At 58.5% G+C, this 17,943-nt stretch carries 12 protein-coding genes; 7 read left to right on the top strand and 5 right to left on the bottom strand.

From position 1 onward, the window contains the following. The first annotated feature begins 3 nt into the window (after positions 1-3). The 4 genes from holC (at position 4) to ahr (ending at position 5,032) form a co-directional block, all read left to right on the top strand. Positions 4-447 (top strand): DNA polymerase III subunit chi, encoded by a 444-nt coding sequence (gene holC / locus D5067_RS02550; RefSeq protein ID WP_119936807.1) that lies wholly within the window; start codon positions 4-6, stop codon positions 445-447. Beyond that, positions 447-3,302, top strand: a complete 2,856-nt coding sequence (locus tag D5067_RS02545; RefSeq protein ID WP_119936806.1) for a valine--tRNA ligase — start codon at positions 447-449, stop codon at positions 3,300-3,302. Before holC ends, D5067_RS02545 begins: the two co-directional genes overlap by 1 nt. Positions 3,303-3,425: 123 nt before the next feature. Then, a complete protein-coding gene (locus D5067_RS02540; protein ID WP_119936805.1) occupies positions 3,426-3,929 on the top strand; it encodes a GNAT family N-acetyltransferase in 504 nt (167 codons plus the stop codon). A gap of 83 nt (positions 3,930-4,012) precedes the next feature. Further along, on the top strand, positions 4,013-5,032 hold the full coding sequence (gene ahr, locus D5067_RS02535; RefSeq protein WP_119936804.1) for an NADPH-dependent aldehyde reductase Ahr: 1,020 nt from the start codon (positions 4,013-4,015) through the stop codon (positions 5,030-5,032). A 90-nt stretch (positions 5,033-5,122) separates the two neighbouring features. Here the strand turns inward: ahr and D5067_RS02530 are convergent, their stop codons facing one another. Beyond that, positions 5,123-6,760 carry a glycerone kinase gene (locus D5067_RS02530; RefSeq protein WP_119936803.1) on the bottom strand — a complete coding sequence of 546 codons (1,638 nt, stop codon included), beginning with the start codon at positions 6,758-6,760 and terminating at the stop codon, positions 5,123-5,125. 137 nt (positions 6,761-6,897) lie between these two features. Between D5067_RS02530 and D5067_RS02525 the strand changes: the two genes are divergently transcribed. Beyond that, positions 6,898-8,400, top strand: coding sequence for a helicase HerA-like C-terminal domain-containing protein (locus D5067_RS02525; RefSeq protein WP_119936802.1), 1,503 nt, complete (start codon positions 6,898-6,900; stop codon positions 8,398-8,400). Here the strand turns inward: D5067_RS02525 and mnmL are convergent. Next, on the bottom strand, positions 8,380-9,321 hold the full coding sequence (gene mnmL, locus D5067_RS02520; RefSeq protein ID WP_119936801.1) for a tRNA modification radical SAM protein MnmL/YtqA: 942 nt from the start codon (positions 9,319-9,321) through the stop codon (positions 8,380-8,382). The genes D5067_RS02525 and mnmL overlap by 21 nt on opposite strands. Positions 9,322-10,008: 687 nt before the next feature. Between mnmL and gltB the strand changes: the two genes are divergently transcribed. Together gltB and D5067_RS02510 are read left to right on the top strand one after the other, a co-directional pair. Beyond that, positions 10,009-14,469, top strand: a complete 4,461-nt coding sequence (gltB, locus tag D5067_RS02515; RefSeq protein ID WP_119936800.1) for a glutamate synthase large subunit — start codon at positions 10,009-10,011, stop codon at positions 14,467-14,469. Between the two features lie 9 nt (positions 14,470-14,478). Then, a complete protein-coding gene (locus tag D5067_RS02510; protein WP_119936799.1) occupies positions 14,479-15,897 on the top strand; it encodes a glutamate synthase small subunit in 1,419 nt (472 codons plus the stop codon). Positions 15,898-15,931: 34 nt separating this feature from the next. Here D5067_RS02510 and nanQ read toward each other — a convergent pair whose 3' ends face one another. The 3 genes from nanQ to D5067_RS02495 are packed head-to-tail and all read right to left on the bottom strand — an operon-like array spanning position 15,932 to position 17,941. Beyond that, the gene (gene nanQ / locus D5067_RS02505) at positions 15,932-16,399 is read right to left on the bottom strand and encodes an N-acetylneuraminate anomerase (RefSeq protein WP_119936798.1); all 468 of its coding nucleotides are present in this window, start codon (positions 16,397-16,399) and stop codon (positions 15,932-15,934) included. Next, complete coding sequence (gene nanK, locus D5067_RS02500; protein WP_119936797.1) at positions 16,396-17,256, bottom strand: N-acetylmannosamine kinase; 861 nt, start codon at positions 17,254-17,256, stop codon at positions 16,396-16,398. The genes nanQ and nanK overlap by 4 nt, the downstream gene beginning before the upstream one ends. Then, positions 17,237-17,941: an N-acetylmannosamine-6-phosphate 2-epimerase gene (locus tag D5067_RS02495; protein WP_119936796.1), complete on the bottom strand. Its 705-nt coding sequence runs from the start codon at positions 17,939-17,941 to the stop codon at positions 17,237-17,239. The genes nanK and D5067_RS02495 overlap by 20 nt, the downstream gene beginning before the upstream one ends. Between the last annotated feature and the right edge of the window lie 2 nt (positions 17,942-17,943).

Genomic DNA, 17,943 nt, shown 5'->3' with positions numbered 1-17,943 from the left:
TATATGAAGAATGCAACGTTCTACCTTCTGGACAACGACACCCATCAGGATGGTCTTAGCGCCGTTGAACAACTGGTGTGTGAAATTGCCGCAGAACGTTGGCGCGCAGGCAAACGCGTGTTGATTGCCTGTGAAGATGAGCAGCAGGCGATTCGCCTCGACGAAGCGCTATGGGCGCGCCCGCCGGAGAGTTTTGTGCCGCACAACCTGTCAGGCGAAGGCCCGCGCGGCGGTGCACCGGTAGAAATTGCCTGGCCGCAGAAGCGCAACAGCAGCGCGCGCGATATTCTCATCAGCCTGCGGATAGACTTTGCAGATTTTGCCACCGCTTTCACAGAAGTGGTAGACTTTGTCCCTCACGAAGAATCTTTGAAACAACTGGCGCGCGAACGCTACAAAGCGTACCGCCTGGCTGGTTTTAACCTGAATACGGCAACCTGGAAATAATGGAAAAGACATATAACCCACGCGATATCGAACAGCCGCTTTACGAGCACTGGGAACAGCAGGGCTATTTCAAGCCTAACGGCGATGAAAGCAAAGAGTCCTTCTGCATCATGATCCCGCCGCCGAACGTCACCGGCAGTTTGCATATGGGTCATGCTTTCCAGCAAACCATCATGGATACCATGATCCGCTACCAGCGCATGCAGGGTAAAAACACCCTGTGGCAGGCGGGGACTGACCACGCGGGTATCGCGACCCAGATGGTGGTTGAGCGTAAAATTGCCGCAGAAGAAGGTAAAACCCGCCACGACTACGGTCGCGACGCGTTCATCGACAAAATCTGGCAGTGGAAAGCGGAATCCGGCGGCACCATTACCCGTCAGATGCGCCGCCTCGGCAACTCCGTGGACTGGGAGCGCGAGCGCTTCACCATGGATGAAGGCCTGTCCAATGCCGTGAAAGAAGTCTTCGTGCGCCTGTATAAAGAAGACCTGATTTACCGCGGCAAGCGCCTGGTAAACTGGGATCCAAAGCTGCGCACCGCCATCTCTGACCTGGAAGTGGAAAACCGCGAGTCTAAAGGCTCCATGTGGCACATCCGCTATCCGCTGGCCGACGGCGCGAAAACCGCAGACGGTAAAGACTACCTGGTGGTGGCAACGACCCGTCCGGAAACCCTGCTGGGCGATACCGGCGTGGCCGTTAACCCGGAAGATCCGCGTTATAAAGATCTGATCGGCAAATTCGTGGTGCTGCCGCTGGTGAACCGCCGTATTCCGATTGTGGGCGACGAACACGCCGACATGGAAAAAGGCACTGGCTGCGTAAAAATCACCCCTGCGCACGACTTTAACGACTATGAAGTCGGTCGTCGTCACGCCCTGCCGATGATCAACATTCTGACCTTTGACGGTGATATCCGCGAAAGCGCAGAAGTGTACGACACCAAAGGCGAAGAGTCTGACGTTTACTCAAGCGACATTCCGGCTGAGTTCCAGAAGCTGGAGCGTTTTGCCGCGCGTAAAGCCATCGTTGCTGCCGTAGATGCACTCGGCCTGCTGGAAGAGGTCAAGCCTCACGATCTGACCGTGCCGTACGGCGACCGCGGTGGCGTAGTTATCGAGCCAATGCTGACCGACCAGTGGTACGTGCGTGCCGACGTGCTGGCAAAACCGGCGGTTGAAGCCGTTGAAAACGGCAGCATCCAGTTTGTGCCGAAGCAGTACGAAAACATGTACTTCTCCTGGATGCGTGATATTCAGGACTGGTGTATTTCCCGTCAGCTGTGGTGGGGTCACCGTATCCCGGCGTGGTACGACAACGAAGGAAACGTCTACGTTGGCCGCACCGAAGACGAAGTGCGTCAGGAAAATAACCTGAGCGCGGACGTTGCGCTGCGTCAGGACGAAGACGTGCTGGATACCTGGTTCTCCTCCGCGCTGTGGACCTTCTCCACCCTCGGCTGGCCAGAAAACACCGACGCGCTGCGTCAGTTCCACCCAACCAGCGTGATGGTTTCCGGCTTCGACATCATCTTCTTCTGGATTGCCCGCATGATCATGATGACCATGCACTTCATCAAAGATGAAGACGGCAAGCCGCAGGTTCCGTTCCATACCGTCTACATGACCGGCCTGATCCGCGACGACGAAGGCCAGAAGATGTCCAAGTCCAAGGGTAACGTTATTGACCCGCTGGACATGGTGGACGGTATCTCTCTGGAAGACCTTCTGGAAAAACGTACCGGCAACATGATGCAGCCGCAGCTGGCTGAGAAAATCCGTAAGCGTACCGAGAAGCAGTTCCCGAACGGAATTGAGTCTCACGGTACCGACGCCCTGCGTTTCACCCTGGCGGCGCTGGCCTCTACCGGCCGTGACATCAACTGGGACATGAAGCGTCTGGAAGGTTACCGTAACTTCTGTAACAAGCTGTGGAACGCCAGCCGCTTCGTGCTGATGAACACCGAAGATCAGGATTGCGGCTTCAACGGCGGCGAAATGTCCCTGTCTCTGGCGGACCGCTGGATCCTGGCAGAATTCAACCAGACCGTGAAAGCGTTCCGCGAGGCGCTGGACAGCTACCGCTTCGATATCGCTGCGGGCATCCTGTACGAATTCACCTGGAACCAGTTCTGCGACTGGTATCTGGAGCTGGCGAAGCCGGTGATGAACGGCGGAACCGAGGCGGAGCTGCGCGGCACGCGCAACACGCTGATTACCGTTCTGGAAGGTCTGCTGCGCCTGGCGCATCCGGTCATTCCATTCATCACCGAAACCATCTGGCAGCGCGTGAAGGTGATTGCAGGCATCAGCGCCGATACCATCATGCTGCAGCCGTTCCCGGAATTCGATGCGGCTAAGGTTGATGAAGCGGCTTCCGCGGATACCGAGTGGCTGAAACAGGCTATCGTTGCGGTACGTAACATCCGTGCTGAAATGAACATCGCCCCTGGCAAACCGCTGGAGCTGCTGCTTCGCGGGTGCAGCGAAGCGGCTGTTCGTCGCGTCAGCGAGAACAACACCTTCCTGAAAACCATGGCGCGTCTGGAAAGCATCACCGTGCTGCCTGCGGATGACAAAGGTCCGGTTTCCGTGACTAAAATCATCGACGGCGCCGAGCTGCTGATCCCGATGGCAGGCCTGATCGACAAGGACGCCGAGCTGGCGCGTCTGGCGAAAGAAGTGGCGAAAGTCGACGTGGAAATTGGCAAAATCGAAAGCAAGCTGGCGAACGAAGGCTTTGTCGCCCGCGCGCCGGAGGCGGTCATCGCCAAAGAGCGTGAGCGTCTGGTTGCTTTCGCCGATGCGAAGACCAAGCTGATTGAGCAGCAGGCGGTTATCGCGGCGCTGTAATGCTTTTACCCCTTACGCTTCAGGGCGTAAGGGGTAACCTTCCTGAAAACTCCTCGCTTGCACTCCCCTTTCTGCGGTGCTATTAACAGCAGTTATGTGTCAATTTTTGTAATGAGTAATGCTATGAGCGTGATTACACCCGTCGCGACGACGATGCGTCGGATCACTGAGCAGGACAACCCGGCTATCGCCGCCGTGATCCGCACCGTTTCTGCCGAATATGGCCTGACCGCCGATAAAGGCTATACCGTGGCCGATCCTAATCTCGATGAGCTTTTCCATCTGTACAGCCAGCCGGGCCATGCCTACTGGGTTATCGAGCAGAATGGCAAGGTCGTGGGCGGCGGTGGCGTGGCGCCACTTAGCTGCAGCGAGCCAGATATTTGCGAGCTGCAGAAAATGTATTTCCTGCCGTCGGTTCGCGGACAGGGTCTGGCGAAAAAGCTGGCGCTGGTCGCCCTGGAACACGCGCGCAACCAGGGTTTCAAACGCTGTTACCTCGAAACCACCGCCTTCCTCAAAGAGGCCATCGCCCTGTATGAACATCTTGGCTTTGAGCATATCGATGCGCCGCTGGGCTGTACCGGCCACGTTGATTGCGAAGTCAGGATGCTGAAAAGTCTGTAAATTTCGTTCCTGCCCTCTTCTGTTAAGCGGCTGTAAACTGAATGCTCTACACTCTCAGTTCACACCATAACGGGGGAAACACGATGTCGAAGATAAAAAGCTACGCCGCACCGCAGGCGGGTGCAGAACTTGAGCTGTACGAATACGATGCGGGCGAACTAAAAGCAGAAGACGTCGAAGTACAGGTTGATTACTGCGGGATCTGCCACTCGGATCTCTCGATGATCGACAACGAATGGGGCTTCTCCAGCTATCCGCTGGTTGCCGGACACGAAGTCATTGGACGCGTCGTAGCGCTCGGTAGCGCCGCGCAGGACAAAGGGCTGAAAGTGGGCCAGCGCGTGGGCATTGGCTGGACGGCACGCAGCTGTGGCCACTGTGACGCCTGTATCAGCGGCAACCAGATCAACTGCCTTGAAGGCGCAACGCCAACTATCCTGAACAAGGGCGGTTTCGCCGACAAGCTGCGCGCCGACTGGCAATGGGTCATCCCGCTGCCGGACAGCATTGATATCGAATCCGCAGGGCCGCTGCTGTGCGGGGGCATCACCGTCTTTAAACCGCTGCTGATGCACCATGTCACCGCCACCAGCCGCGTAGGCGTCATTGGTATTGGCGGCCTGGGCCATATCGCCATCAAGCTGCTGCACGCGATGGGCTGCGAAGTGACGGCGTTCAGCTCCAATCCGGCTAAAGAGAAAGAAGTGCTGGCGATGGGTGCGGATAAGGTGGTGAACAGCCGCGATCCGGACGCGCTGAAAGCGCTGGCGGGTCAGTTTGATCTGATCATCAATACCGTAAACGTCGACCTCGACTGGCAGCCGTACTTTGAAGCGCTGGCCCACGGCGGTAACTTCCACACCGTTGGCGCAGTGCTGAAGCCGCTGCCGGTCCCGGCGTTTACCCTGATCGGCGGCGACCGCAGCGTGTCAGGCTCCGCGACCGGTACGCCGTTTGAGTTGCGCAAGCTGATGAAGTTTGCCGGGCGCACCAAAGTGGCACCGACCACCGAGCTGTATCCGATGTCGAAAATCAACGAAGCGATCCAGCACGTGCGTGACGGCAAAGCCCGCTACCGCGTGGTGTTGAAAGCGGATTTTTGATGTGACATTGCCGGGTGGCGGCTTCGCCTTACCCGGCCTACATCCGATTTTGTAGGCCCGGTAAGCGCAGCGCCACCGGGCGTTTCTCACCTACCGCACCAGTGCAGAAAACACCTCTGCCACCGCGACCGCCCCCGGGTCCATCACCCCGTCCAGATTCTCTTTATTCACATACGACGAGCGCCCCGCGCCGGCTTTCTCCATTTTCGCCGTTGCCTCTGCCCCCTGCTGTGCGGCCTTCGCCGCTGCTTCGATATCGCCTTTCTGCAACGCCTCCAGCGCCGGCTGCAGCGCATCGATCAGCGTGCGATCGCCGAGATCGGCCCCACCGTACTGTTTCATCTGCGCCAGCCCGCTCAGCAACGCCTCCGGCAGAGACCGATCCTCGTGAAGCTTTTGCCCGGCGGCGGTAAAGAAGATCGACATCAGCACGCCGCTCGATCCGCCCATCACCGTGGCCAGACGCTCGCCCACCAGCAACAGCAGCGTCGACACGTTATCAAGCGGGAGCTTATGCTCCTCCAGACGCTGCGCAATATCCCGCGCGCCTTGCGCAAAGGTGGATCCCGTATCCCCGTCTCCGACTTTGGCATCCAGCGCGTTAAGGCGATTTTCCAGCTGGATGAGCGTCTTAGTTACCGAAGAGACGTACTCCTTCACCTGCGGGTTTTCCGACGGGCTATATTCCACGCGATCGTGAATAGCGCTATGCGCAACGGTACGCAAAGATGCAAACGGCACGGGCTTCTGCCATCCCAGCGTCTCGACCTCGGCGTGAATGGCCTTTTCGAAGAAATCGTTGAGCTTCAGCAGCGTCAGAGAAAAGCCTTTCATATCCAGCGCGCTCACCAGAGGCGCCGGGCCAATCAAATACCCAATGTCCTTTTTCAGCGCCGAATGCGCCAGCTCTTTGGTCAGGAGCGCCATTTCGAGCGCAGAAACGCCGCCGAGGTTGTTAATCAGTACCGCAAAGCGCCCCTCACCGGCCTGCGCCTTAAGCGGCGTGACCAGCGTGTCGATAATGTCTTTGCTGTTTTGTGTATCCACGACGGAGGCCCCCGGCTCGCCGTGAATACCCAACCCCAGCTCCACGTGGCCTTGCTTGATGCGCCCCTCTTCATCATCGCTGCCCGGCAGGTTGCAGGTTTGCATCGCAACGCCCAGGCTCCAGAGGTTATCGCAGGCCTGTTGCGCAATGTCCCGCACTTCGCTTAATGATTTGCCCTGCTCTGCCGCGTAGCCTGCAATCTTATGCACTAGCGCCGTACCGGCAATACCGCGCGGCTGTTTGTTATCCGGCAGCGCGATGTCGTCTGCGACAATCACCATCTCGACCTTCAGCCCGTAACGTTTAGCCTTTTCAGCCGCCAGGCCGAAGTTCAGGCGGTCGCCGGTATAGTTTTTAACAATCAGCAGACAGCCGCGATCGCCCGTCACCGCCACAATGGCATTCAGCACCGCATCCACGCTCGGCGAGGCAAACAGGTCGCCGCATACCGCCGCCGTAAGCATTCCTTTGCCGACAAACCCGGCGTGCGCCGGCTCGTGACCGGAACCGCCACCGGAGATTACCGCCACGCGGCTTTTATCCCAGTCGCTACGCGCAACGACGCGGATGGCGGGATCGATATCGAGTTTGACGAGATTAGCGTGCGGGGCAGAAATCAGAATGCCTTCAATAGCATCGTTGACCAGTTGTTTGCGATCGTTAAAGAAGAATCTGGACATACATTCCCAAAATAGTGTGAACCGTATGCAAAAGCATAGTCCGCGCTGCGTAATACGCCGCAATCTCAGGAATTTACTCATCCAGATTGCCGCCAGGTTGCCTATACTCCACCCAGGACAAAGTGAGGACGTGCATCATGAGTACACCATTGTTGATTGCCAGGACGCTGGAAAAAGAGCTTTTTTTACTGCCCGCGATGGCGAACCGCCACGGACTGATCACCGGCGCGACCGGGACGGGGAAAACCGTCACGCTGCAAAAGCTGGCTGAGTCGCTTTCTGAGATTGGCGTGCCGGTATTTATGGCCGATGTGAAAGGCGATTTAACCGGAGTAGCGCAGGAAGGCACGGCCTCTGAAAAACTGCTCGATCGGCTGAAGAATATTGGCATCACGGACTGGACGCCGCATAACAATCCGGTGGTAGTGTGGGATATCTTTGGTGAGAAAGGCCACCCGGTACGCGCGACCGTCTCCGATCTGGGGCCTCTGCTGCTGGCCCGGCTCCTCAACCTCAACGACGTACAGTCCGGCGTGCTGAATATCATCTTCCGTATTGCCGACGACCAGGGACTGCTGCTGCTTGATTTCAAAGATCTGCGCGCCATTACCCAGTACATCGGTGATAACGCCAAATCCTTCCAGAACCAGTACGGCAATATCAGCAGCGCCTCGGTGGGGGCCATTCAGCGTGGGCTGCTCACGCTTGAGCAGCAGGGTGCCGAGCACTTCTTCGGCGAGCCGATGCTGGATATCAAAGACTGGATGCGCACCGACAGCAGCGGCAAAGGCATTATCAACATCCTGAGCTCAGAGAAGCTTTATCAAATGCCGAAGCTCTATGCCGCCAGCCTGCTGTGGATGCTCTCTGAACTTTACGAACAGCTGCCCGAAGCGGGTGACCTGGAAAAACCCAAACTGGTGTTCTTCTTTGACGAAGCGCACCTGCTGTTTAACGACGCGCCGCAGGTGTTGCTGGATAAGATAGAACAGGTTATTCGCCTGATCCGCTCCAAAGGCGTTGGCGTCTGGTTTGTGTCGCAAAACCCGTCGGATATCCCGGATAACGTGCTCGGCCAGCTCGGTAACCGCGTGCAGCACGCCCTGCGCGCCTTTACGCCGAAAGATCAGAAGGCCGTTAAGGCCGCTGCGCAAACCATGCGCGCCAACCCGGCCTTTGATACCGAAGCCGCTATTCAGGCGCTGGGGACTGGTGAAGCGCTCATCTCCTTCCTGGACGTCAAGGGCAGCCCCTCCATCGTGGAGCGCGCCATGGTGATCGCCCCCTGCTCGCGCATGGGGCCCGTTACCGACGATGAACGTAACGGCCTGATTAACCACTCGCCGGTTTACGGGAAGTATGAAGAGGAAGTAGATCGGGAATCTGCGTTTGAGAAGCTGCAAAAAGGCGTACAGGCGACCACCGAATCGCAGGATGCACCTGCCGCTAAGGGGCAGTCTGTCGCCGTGGACGACGGTATTCTCGGCGGTTTAAAAGACATCCTGTTCGGCACCACCGGCCCTCGCGGCGGCAAGCGCGACGGCGTGGTGCAAACTATGGCGAAGAGCGCGGCGCGGCAGGTCACGAATCAGATTGTACGCGGCATGCTGGGAAGTCTGTTAGGCGGCCGTCGCCGGTAGACGCGGGATCCACGGGCGGCCCAGCGCCGAACCCTGCACGCCGTTCTCCTGCAGATAGCGGTCGATTTCCACCATCCCCGTCCAGCGGTTCTCGCACCACAGCGGTGCCAGAAGCGTTGGGCGGCGGGCGCTGGCCGAAATACGGTGGTAGACAATTTCCGGCGGCGTGTGGCGGATCATCTCTCCCGCCGTGACGGTGTACTCGTCGAGCTCGATGCCGCTTAACCGCCCCGCTTCCCAGGCTTTGGCCATAATGCTGCCCTTCACGATGTGCAGCGGATGCAGCTTGATGCCGTCCACGCCCGTCTCAACGACCCTTTCCAGCGTTTCCAGCCCGTGCTGCTGACCTTCGCCAGGCAAACCGACAATCAGGTGCGAGCAGACTTTTAGCCCGCGCTCGCGGGCCAGGCGCGTCGTGCGCTGGTAACAGGCAAAATCATGCCCACGGTTAATACGGTGCAGCGTTTTGTCGTGCGCGGTCTGTAAACCTAACTCCAGCCAGATCTCATATCCCTGCTCTTTGTACTCGCTGAGCAAATCCAGCACCGCTTCCGGCACGCAGTCCGGGCGCGTGCCCACGCACAGCCCGACAATATTGGCCTGGCTGACCGCCTGCTGGTACATGGAGCGCAGCACCTGCACCTCTGCCCACGTGCTGGTGTAGGCCTGGAAATAGGCCAGATACTGCTTCGCGCGGTTCACCAGGCTGGCCTGATGGGCGAGCTGTTCCGCAATGGAGTTATGCTGCTGCGCTTCGTCGGCAAAGGAGGCCACGTTACAGAAGGTGCAGCCGCCGCGCCCGATGGTGCCGTCGCGATTCGGGCAGCTAAACCCGCCGTGCAGCGTCAGCTTATGAACCTTTTGCCCATAGCGCTGCAAAAGATCCCCACCAAACATATTGACTAATTTCTGTAACTGCATAATCTGATAGACCGTCCCGGAGAAAGGGGACAAGCCTGCCACTTTTAGCCTCAGTCGGCGATGACCTGGATCAATCGCCCTGGACGGCTTTTATCTATTTGAATAAATACTCAAGATTACTGCAATTTCATTCACGCCTGGCGTGATTACTTTTCCTTATGTTCCGATGGTTTTTTTAAGTTATAGCGTCAAGACCGAAAAACAGTGATTTTATGCGGGTTACCACCCAGCACCAGATTAATCTTCTGCCATAAAAGCGCTATTCAGCATGCTACATCGATAATACCGCTTTCATATAGTGAGTCAGATCACACTCCGCAGCCTGTTTCTGAGGGGTTTGATGCTTGTAAAAATACTTAAATACCGTTTATATTCAAGTGCATAAGACCTCTTTAGCACATTTTTGTATAAATAAGATTGCCATTTGACCTGTGTACCAATTCCCGATAAGTTGGAAATCCGCTGGAAGCTTTCTGGATGAGCAGCCTGCTCATCATATTTATGCAGTAATTGAGATTCCCTCTGAAGCAAGTCCTCAAACTTGTTTACCTGCGCGAAAAGGATATTAAGAGGGCGAATGCGAGGTACGCGTATGAAACGCAAACCCCGTCGCCATGCTCTTTCTGTGCCTGTGCGCCACGGTTAAGTTCAGTGGGAAGCCCGACGAGCCTGGGGAGGTTCACTGATATGTTGTACGATAAATCCCTTGAGAAGGATAACTGTGGTTTCGGCCTGATCGCCCACATAGAAGGCGAACCTAGCCACAAGGTAGTGCGTACTGCTATTCACGCACTGGCCCGTATGCAGCACCGTGGCGCCATCCTGGCTGATGGTAAAACCGGCGACGGTTGCGGTCTGCTGCTACAAAAACCGGATCGTTTCTTCCGCATCGTGGCGGAAGAGCGCGGCTGGCGTTTAGCCAAAAACTACGCTGTCGGTATGCTGTTCCTGAACCAGGATCCTGAAAAAGCTGCCGCCTCACGCCGCATCGTCGAAGAAGAACTTCAGCGTGAAACCCTGTCTATTGTCGGCTGGCGCGATGTGCCAACCAACGAAGGGGTGCTCGGTGAAATCGCCCTCTCCTCGCTGCCTCGTATCGAACAAATTTTTGTTAATGCGCCTGCGGGCTGGCGTCCGCGCGATATGGAGCGCCGTCTGTTTATCGCCCGTCGCCGCATTGAAAAACGTCTCCAGGACGATAAAGAGTTCTACGTCTGTAGCCTCTCTAACCTGGTGAACATCTATAAAGGTCTGTGTATGCCGGCTGACCTGCCGCGCTTCTACCTTGACCTGGCGGATCTGCGTCTGGAATCGGCCATTTGCCTGTTCCACCAGCGCTTCTCCACCAACACCGTTCCACGCTGGCCGCTGGCTCAGCCGTTCCGCTACCTGGCGCACAACGGCGAGATCAACACCATCACCGGTAACCGCCAGTGGGCCCGCGCCCGTACCTATAAGTTCCAGACCCCGCTGATCCCAGACCTGCACGACGCCGCGCCGTTCGTGAACGAAACCGGCTCAGACTCCAGCTCAATGGATAACATGCTGGAACTGCTGCTGGCAGGCGGGATGGATATCGTTCGCGCCATGCGTCTGCTCGTGCCGCCGGCCTGGCAGAACAATCCGGATATGGACCCCGAGCTGCGTTCGTTCTTCGACTTTAACTCCATGCACATGGAGCCGTGGGATGGCCCGGCGGGCATCGTGATGTCCGACGGCCGTTTTGCCGCCTGTAATCTGGACCGTAACGGTCTGCGTCCGGCGCGCTACGTCATCACCAAAGACAAGCTCATCACCTGCGCCTCTGAGGTCGGTATCTGGGATTACCAGCCTGACGAAGTGGTTGAGAAAGGCCGCGTTGGTCCGGGCGAGCTGATGGTTATCGACACCCGTGGCGGGCGTATTCTACACTCCGCGGAAACCGATAACGACCTGAAAAGCCGCCATCCGTACAAAGAGTGGATGGAGAAAAACGTCCGTCGTCTGGTGCCGTTCGAAGATCTGCCGGACGAAGAGGTCGGCAGCCGCGAAATGGACGACGACACGCTCGCAAGCTTCCAGAAACAGTTTAACTACAGTGCGGAAGAGCTGGACTCGGTAATCCGCGTGCTCGGTGAAAACGGTCAGGAAGCGGTCGGCTCAATGGGTGACGATACCCCGTTTGCCGTGCTCTCCAGCCAGCCGCGCATTATTTACGACTACTTCCGTCAGCAGTTTGCGCAGGTGACCAACCCGCCAATCGATCCGCTGCGTGAAGCGCACGTGATGTCGCTGGCGACCAGCATCGGCCGTGAGATGAACGTCTTCTGCGAAGCCGAAGGCCAGGCGCACCGTCTGACCTTTAAATCGCCGATCCTGCTGTATTCTGATTTCAAGCAGCTCACCACCATGAAAGAGGAGCACTACCGCGCCGACACGCTCGACATTACGTTCGACGTGACCGAAGCGACCCTCGAAGAGACGGTGAGCGCGCTGTGTGACAAAGCCGAACAGATGGTGCGTAACGGTACCGTTCTGCTGGTGCTGTCCGACCGTAATATCGCGAAAAACCGTCTGCCGGTACCTGCCCCCATGGCGGTTGGCGCTATCCAGACGCGTCTGGTCGACAAGAGCCTGCGCTGCGACGCCAACATCATTGTTGAAACCGCAAGCGCCCGCGACCCGCACCACTTTGCCGTGCTGTTAGGCTTCGGTGCGACGGCAATCTACCCGTACCTGGCCTACGAAACGCTCGCACGCCTGGTCGATACCCGCGCGATCGATAAAGACTACCGCGCGGTGATGCTGAACTACCGTAACGGCATCAACAAAGGCCTGTACAAGATCATGTCCAAAATGGGCATCTCGACCATCGCCTCCTACCGCTGCTCGAAGCTGTTTGAAGCGGTCGGCCTGCATGATGACGTGGCTAACCTCTGCTTCCAGGGCGTGATCAGCCGCATCGGCGGGGCCGGTTTTGCTGACTTCCAGCAGGATCTGGTGAACCTGTCGAAACGCGCCTGGCTGGCACGTAAGCCGCTGGATCAGGGCGGTCTGCTGAAATACGTCCACGGTGGTGAATACCACGCCTACAACCCGGACGTGGTGCGCACGCTGCAGCAGGCGGTTCAGAGCGGCGAATACGGTGATTATCAGCAGTACGCTGAGCTGGTGAACAACCGCCCTGCCGCGACGCTGCGCGATCTGCTGGCGGTCAACCCGGGCGATGAGGCTGTCAGCATCGACGACGTTGAGCCAGCCACTGAACTGTTCAAACGCTTCGACACGGCGGCAATGTCTATCGGCGCGCTGAGCCCGGAAGCCCACGAAGCGCTGGCGGAAGCCATGAACAGCATCGGCGGCAACTCCAACTCCGGCGAAGGCGGTGAAGACCCTGCGCGTTACGGCACCAACAAAGTGTCCCGTATCAAGCAGGTGGCATCCGGTCGCTTTGGCGTCACGCCAGCGTACCTGGTCAACGCCGACGTGATTCAGATTAAAGTCGCTCAGGGTGCTAAACCGGGCGAAGGCGGTCAGCTGCCGGGTGATAAAGTCACCCCGTACATCGCCAAACTGCGCTATTCGGTGCCGGGCGTAACGCTGATCTCCCCGCCGCCGCACCACGATATTTACTCTATCGAGGACCTGGCGCAGCTGATTTTTGACCTGAAGCAGGTCAACCCAAAGGCAATGATCTCCGTGAAGTTGGTTTCCGAACCGGGCGTAGGCACCATCGCCACCGGCGTGGCGAAAGCCTATGCGGATCTGATCACCATCGCCGGTTACGACGGCGGTACCGGCGCAAGCCCGCTCTCCTCCGTGAAATACGCGGGCTGCCCGTGGGAGCTTGGGCTGGTGGAAACCCAGCAGGCGCTGGTGGCTAACGGCCTGCGCCACAAGATCCGCCTGCAGGTGGACGGTGGTCTGAAAACCGGCCTCGACATCATTAAAGCGGCGATCCTCGGCGCGGAAAGCTTCGGCTTCGGTACCGGCCCGATGGTTGCCTTGGGCTGTAAATACCTGCGTATTTGCCACCTGAACAACTGCGCAACAGGCGTTGCTACCCAGGACGAGAAGCTGCGTAAGAACCACTATCACGGTCTGCCGTTCAAAGTGACCAACTACTTTGACTTCATCGCCCGCGAAACTCGCGAGCTGATGGCGCAGCTGGGCGTGAAACGCCTGGTAGACCTGATTGGCCGTACCGACCTGCTGAAAGAGCTGGAAGGCTTCACGGCGAAGCAGCAGAAGCTTGAGCTGTCTAAGCTGCTGGAAACCGCCCAGCCGCACCCTGGCAAAGCGGTGTTCTGTACCGAGAAGAACCCGCCGTTCGACAACGGCGTGCTGAACGCGCAGCTGCTGCAGCAGGCGAAAAGCTACGTGGACGAGAAGCAGAGCAAAACGTTCTGGTTTGATATCCGCAACACCGACCGTTCCGTGGGCGCGTCGCTCTCCGGCTACATCGCGCAAACGCACGGTGACCAGGGGCTGGCAGCGGACCCGATTACCGCGCACTTCAGCGGTACCGCGGGTCAGAGCTTCGGCGTGTGGAACGCCGGCGGCGTTGAGCTGTACCTGACCGGCGATGCCAACGACTACGTCGGCAAAGGCATGGCGGGCGGTCTGCTGGCGGTGCGTCCTCCGGTCGGCTCAGCCTTCCGCAGCCACGAGGCGAGCATCATCGGTAACACCTGCCTGTACGGTGCGACCGGCGGTCGCCTGTTCGCGGCGGGCCGCGCGGGCGAGCGTTTTGCGGTGCGTAACTCCGGTGCTATCACCGTGGTGGAAGGCATTGGCGATAACGGTTGTGAATACATGACGGGCGGGATTGTTTGCGTAATGGGTAAAACCGGCGTGAACTTCGGCGCGGGCATGACGGGCGGTTTTGCGTACGTCCTGGACGAAGACGGTGAGTTCCGCAAACGCGTGAACCCGGAGCTGGTGGAAGTGCTGGACGTTGAAACGCTGGCTATCCATGAAGAACACCTGCGCGGCTTGATTACCGAGCACGTGCAGCATACCGGTTCTTCGCGCGGCGAAGAGATCCTGGCGAACTGGCCGGCGTTCTCAGCGAAATTCGCGCTGGTTAAGCCGAAGTCCAGCGATGTTAAAGCCCTGTTGGGTCACCGTAGTCGTAGCGCAGCAGAGCTGCGCGTGCAGGCGCAGTAAGGAATTCAGATGAGCCAGAACGTATACCAGTTTATCGACCTGCAGCGTGTTGATCCGCCAAAGAAACCGCTGAAGATCCGCAAAATTGAATTTGTTGAAATCTACGAGCCGTTTTCAGAAGGCCAGGCCAAAGCGCAGGCAGACCGCTGCCTGTCCTGCGGTAACCCATACTGCGAATGGAAATGTCCGGTACACAACTACATCCCGAACTGGCTGAAGCTGGCCAATGAAGGGCGTATTTTTGAAGCCGCCGAGCTGTCTCACCAGACCAACACCCTGCCGGAAGTGTGCGGCCGCGTGTGTCCTCAGGACCGTCTGTGTGAAGGTTCCTGTACGCTGAACGACGAGTTTGGCGCGGTGACCATCGGCAACATCGAGCGCTATATCAACGATAAAGCCTTCGAAATGGGCTGGCGTCCGGATATGACCGGCGTGCGTCAAACCGACAAGCGCGTGGCGATCATCGGTGCAGGCCCGGCGGGCCTGGCCTGTGCGGATGTCCTGACCCGCAACGGCGTGAAGGCGGTAGTCTTTGACCGTCATCCGGAAATCGGCGGTCTGCTGACCTTCGGTATCCCGGCCTTCAAGCTGGAAAAAGAGGTCATGACCCGTCGCCGTGAAATCTTCACCGGCATGGGCATTGAGTTCAAACTGAACGTGGAAGTGGGCCGCGACGTGCAGCTCGACGACCTGCTGAAGGATTACGACGCCGTGTTCCTCGGCGTGGGCACCTATCAGTCCATGCGCGGCGGTCTGGAGAACGAAGACGCACCGGGCGTGTTTGACGCCCTGCCGTTCCTGATTGCCAACACCAAGCAGATTATGGGCTACGGCGAAACCGCTGAAGAGCCTTTCGTCAGCATGGAAGGTAAACGCGTGGTGGTGCTGGGCGGCGGTGATACCGCGATGGACTGCGTACGCACTTCTATTCGTCAGAACGCGGCGCACGTTATCTGTGCCTACCGTCGCGATGAAGAAAACATGCCGGGCTCTAAGCGCGAAGTGAAAAACGCGCGTGAAGAGGGCGTGGAGTTTCAGTTCAACATCCAGCCTCTGGGCGTGGAAGTGAATGCCAACGGCAAAGTGAGCGGCGTGAAAATGGCGCGCACGGAGATGGGCGCGCCGGATGCGAAAGGCCGTCGTCGTGCGGAAATCGTGGCAGGCTCTGAACATGTGATCCCGGCCGATGCCGTAGTGATGGCGTTCGGTTTCCGTCCTCACAGCATGGAGTGGCTGGCGAAGCACAGCGTTGAGCTGGATTCGCAGGGCCGCGTGATTGCGCCAGAAGGCAGCGATAACGCGTTCCAGACCAGCAACCCGAAAATCTTCGCCGGTGGCGATATCGTTCGCGGCTCCGACCTGGTGGTGACGGCGATTGCCGAAGGGCGTAAAGCGGCTGACGGCATTCTGAACTACCTGGAAGTCTAAGCAATAAGCCGGATGGATACCCATCCGGCTTATTTTATGCGCTTATCAGACTGGCGCGCACTTTCACGACGGCCTTTTTAATCTCTCCTTCGATTCCCACAGCACACCCCGGTTTGTGCGGCTCTCCGGGCATAAACACCACGAACATCCCCGGTTTTAGCACTACCGACTGTTGCCCTTCGATGCGGCTGCAAAGCTGGTAATCCTCAGCGCTGTGCATCTCCCCGCACTCACGCGCGGAACCCGCAACGCCAAAGAGAATGCGCTCCTCCCCGGCTAACAGCAGCTGGATATCAATATACTGCGCGTGCAGTTCAGCCTTCTTTTGCTCCGGTCCTTGCGTGGCAAACTGCATGACGTTCATAAAGACATCATCACCCTGCAGTTCATAATGGCCTGGCGCTTTGTCCTGCGGCCGGGCGGCAACGGCCAGCGTGAGGGCATTCACCAGTACGGCGGGCAGGCCCGACGACGCCAGCGACCGCAGCTCTCCCATCATCATAGTGCGTCTCCTTGTGCTAACAGCGCCGCACCCAGCAGCCCGGCATCGTGGCGGTAGTGTGCCGCCCTAAGTGAGACCTGATACACATCGGGCTCCTGTGAAAGATACTCTGCCACCAGCGGCAAATACCCTTGCGCCAGCCCCACGCTGCCGCCGACTACGACAACCTGACAGTCGGTGATGGCTTTAGCGTCAGCGATGAGTCGCGCCAGCGTTTGTGCCGAATTTGCCACCAGCTTGCGGGCCTGCGCGGTGTCCCGGCTAAAGATCGTTTTCGCATCAAGCCCTGCCAGCTCGCCCTGCGCCTGAGCGGCAATACCTCGCCCTGAAGCAATAGCTTCAACGCAGCCTCTTCGCCCGCAGCCACACAGGGGGCCTTTTGGGTCCGCCAACGTGTGGCCCAGATGCCCGGCCAGCCCGCCGCTGCCCCTCTGGAGCTTTCCATTAAGCACAACGCCGCCGCCCACGCCGGTGGATACCGTCAGGAATACCATATCGCCCTCATCCGGCAGCGCGCAAAACTCGGCCCAGGCAGCGGCCTGCGCGTCGTTGATTGCCATCACAGGCAGGTCGGTTATTGCCGACAGAAACTCCACCAGCGGAAACTGGGCCAGCCCGCCCAGATTGGACGGGTTGATGGACGTCAGAATGCCGTTGTGGACGATCCCGGTCGATGCCACGGCGACCTGCTCAGCCTGCGCCACGAGGGGTGCGATCAGCGTACGTAGCGCCTCCTGCAGCGCCCGCGGCGTCTGGCTGGCGGGCGTCGGACACTCCCGACGTGCCGTAATGACCTGGCCGTCAACCCAGGCTGCTGCAAGCTTGGTCCCGCCGATATCAATAGCCAGGGTGGTCATTTCGCACCTCGCGCATCGCGTCACTGAACCACTGGCAGATGTGCTCAAGACGGGTAATGGCAGAGCCAACCGTCACGGCCCATGCCCCATGACGCATGGCCTGCGCCGCCAGTTCCGGCGAGTTATAGCGCCCCTCGGCAACCACGCGGCAGCCCGCCTCACTCAGCGCACGCACCAGTGCCAGATCGGGTTCTTTCGGCGTCTCAGCCGTCAGGTACCCGGAAAGCGTTGAGCCGATAAATTCGGCGCCAAGCCGCTGGCAGTAAAGGCCATCTTCCAGCGATGCGCAGTCGGCCATCGCCAGCCGCCCGTGATGGTGGATCCGTGCAACAATGGCATCACGCGTGGCGGGTCGGCGCCTGTCGGTGCCGTCAAAAGCAATAATGTCTGCCCCTGCCTGCGCCAGGGCATCAACATCGTCAATAAACGGCGTGATGCGCACCGGCGAATCGGCCAGGTCACGTTTGATAATGCCAATCACTGGGATCCTGAGCAGCGGACGCGCGGCCTGCAAATTTGCAATCCCTTCAATACGCACGGCCATGGCATTGGCCTGCTCAGCCGCCAGCGCCATCGCGGCTACAATCTCAGGCCTGTCCAGCGGGCTTCCCGGCACCGGCTGGCAGGAGACAATCAGCCCGCCGCTGATTGCGTGTTTCTGACGTAGCGTTTCAATTATGGACATCA

Origin of the sequence: Enterobacter huaxiensis (assembly GCF_003594935.2) — a bacterium.
GTDB classification, from domain to species: domain Bacteria; phylum Pseudomonadota; class Gammaproteobacteria; order Enterobacterales; family Enterobacteriaceae; genus Enterobacter; species Enterobacter huaxiensis.
Note: the sequence above shows the minus strand (reverse complement) of the source record. Positions and strands in the feature narration are given on the sequence as shown.